Source organism: Pseudomonas sp. SF2, assembly GCF_036858055.1.
GTDB lineage: Bacteria > Pseudomonadota > Gammaproteobacteria > Pseudomonadales > Pseudomonadaceae > Aquipseudomonas.
This window is the reverse complement of the sequence record NZ_JAMBDI010000046.1, coordinates 46,525-46,735: the sequence shown is the minus strand read 5'-3', so window position 1 is coordinate 46,735 and position 211 is coordinate 46,525.

The window sequence follows — 211 nt, the reverse complement described above, 5'->3', positions numbered from 1 at the left end:
GAGTCCCGTCCGCTGCGCCATATTTCACTTCCAGGGCCTACTGAACACCCGGAAGTAACAGAGAAAGCGACCTTAGGGTCGCTTTTTTTGTGCCTGTGATTTGGTGTTTCGCCGAAATTTGCAAAAAGTTCGATAAGTGCTTGCCAGAGCGTAAAGTCGCCCGTAGAATGCGCGCCACACCGAGAGACATGGGTGATTAGCTCAGCCGGGA